Annotated in this window: 3 protein-coding genes; 2 read left to right on the forward strand and 1 reads right to left on the reverse strand. The window is 45.5% G+C overall.

Annotated elements, in window-relative coordinates; genetic code table 11:
• Together ACHZC4_RS03680 and ACHZC4_RS03685 are read left to right on the forward strand one after the other, a co-directional pair.
• The coding region (locus ACHZC4_RS03680) for an STAS domain-containing protein (RefSeq protein WP_394752439.1) at positions 1-501 on the forward strand (501 nt) is incomplete at its 5' end.
• Positions 502-540: 39 nt separating this feature from the next.
• Positions 541-975 carry a sigma factor gene (locus ACHZC4_RS03685; protein ID WP_394752440.1) on the forward strand — a complete coding sequence of 145 codons (435 nt, stop codon included), beginning with the start codon at positions 541-543 and terminating at the stop codon, positions 973-975.
• 35 nt (positions 976-1,010) lie between these two features.
• Here ACHZC4_RS03685 and ACHZC4_RS03690 read toward each other — a convergent pair whose 3' ends face one another.
• The gene (locus ACHZC4_RS03690) at positions 1,011-1,910 is read right to left on the reverse strand and encodes a carbohydrate kinase family protein (protein WP_394752441.1); all 900 of its coding nucleotides are present in this window, start codon (positions 1,908-1,910) and stop codon (positions 1,011-1,013) included.
• Positions 1,911-1,950 lie beyond the last annotated feature (40 nt).

Below are 1,950 nucleotides of genomic sequence, written 5' to 3' on the forward strand. Positions count from 1 at the left end.
TTTGAATGGGCAAGTTTAAAAATATTCAACCGTATGCCTAAAACTGATATTTTTGTCATGGTGATTGTTACCCTCGTTACCGTGATATTGCACAATTTAGCGTTGGCGGTATTAATCGGCGTGATTATTTCGGCGTTAGTTTTTGCTTGGGAAAATGCCAAACATATTCACGCCAGACGCTATGTCGATGAGCAGGGCGTTAAGCATTATGAAATGGTTGGCCCATTATTTTTTGGCTCAGTGTCTGATTTCAGTGAAAAATTTGATGTATTAAATGATCCTGACGAGGTGATTATTGATTTTTCAGCGAGTAAAGTAGTCGATATGTCAGGGATTGAGGCGTTAAATAAACTCACTGAGCGTTATCAAAAGCTAGGTAAAAAATTGCATTTAAAGCATTTAAGCCAAGATTGTAGACAGCTTTTAAACAATGCGGATGTTTTGATTGATGTCAATATTTATGAAGACCCGCATTACAAAGTGTTGACGAATGAAAGTTAACGTTGAACGAGTTGAAGCTGATGAAAGTCATGCGACATTATGAATAATAAGGACTTAAGTCGGCACCGAACCGTGCTATTACGCTATGCTTTTTTACACTTGCATGGTCATGCCGCCGCTGAAGATGTGGTACAAGAAACGCTGCTGGCGGCATTGCGCGGCAATGAGGGCTTTCGCAGTGAATCAGCAGTAAGAACTTGGTTAATTGGCATTCTTAAACACAAAATTGCCGACCACTACCGTGCTGTAGGAAAGCAGCATGTGCCAGGAGAGACGATTGGTGATGATAGCAACCCAAACGAAGCCTTAGAACAATTGATATTTAACGGGAAAGGTCACTGGATTGGTACACCCGGTGCTTGGAGCGAACCTGACTATGCTTTAGAGCAAGATGAATTTTGGGTTGTTTTCGAGTGGTGTCAACAAAACTTACCAAAACAACACGCCCTCGTGCTTTTATGTTGCGAGAAATAGTAAAGCTAAAAGCTTTTTCAGCAAGCTCGATAAAGCTACAGCCCTTGCTTAAACAAATCCCAATGCGCCTGATAGCTAGGCAGCCCCAACCTTGCGCCCGCTTTCGTACAACACAATGCCCCTGCCGCACTGGCATAACGTAAGACTTCATCCCACTCCATCTCTAACGCAATCGCAGCGGCAAATGCGCCATGGAAGGCATCGCCCGCACCGGTTGTATCAACGACATTCACAGAAAAGGCAGGGAATGCGCCACGCGTTTTTCCCTGTTGCCAGATTAATCCTCTTTCGCCCAGCGTAATCACCACGTTAGGTGAGACTTTTGCCAAATGGCTTAACGCGGCTTCTTCGTTTCCTAGCAATTGCACAGCAAACTTTTCCGAACAGGCCAGATAAGCTACCTTATCCATCAAGGCTAGAGTACCCTCATGCACGGAACCTGCATCCAACACCGTCGGTATACCCTGCGTTTTGGCAACTTTGGCAAGCGGTATGGAAAGTTGTGGTTCATGCCCGTCAAATAAGATGACCTTGGCTTTAATCGTTGAGAAATCCACTGCATTTTCGGGCAACGGCTTGGTTTCGCCTTTGTAATTGATTAATGCGCGTTTGCCGTCAGGCTTGACCAATACCATCGACAGCGGCGTGGGCGATATGCCTCGCACCAACCCAGCAACCACTACGGCATTGTCGATTAGCTCCTGCCTGTGCATTTCGCCATAAAGGTCACGCCCCAAATAACCTACGAATGCTGATTTTAGCCCTAACTTTGAGGTCATCACCGCCGCATTTGCGGCAGGCCCACCGCCACAACTTACAAAGCTGTCAGCAAGCATTTTTTCATCTGGCCCAGGGTGGTGCGGCACGGAATAAACTAGGTCATACGAGGCATGGCCCACGCAAAGAACATCCACTGCAATTGGATTAACCGCCATATCAAATAGTCCTAAGGAACAGTTTCAACATTTTTTAAAT

It is taken from the genome of Crenothrix sp. (assembly GCF_043729335.1).
Classification (GTDB): Bacteria; Pseudomonadota; Gammaproteobacteria; order Methylococcales; family Methylomonadaceae; genus Crenothrix.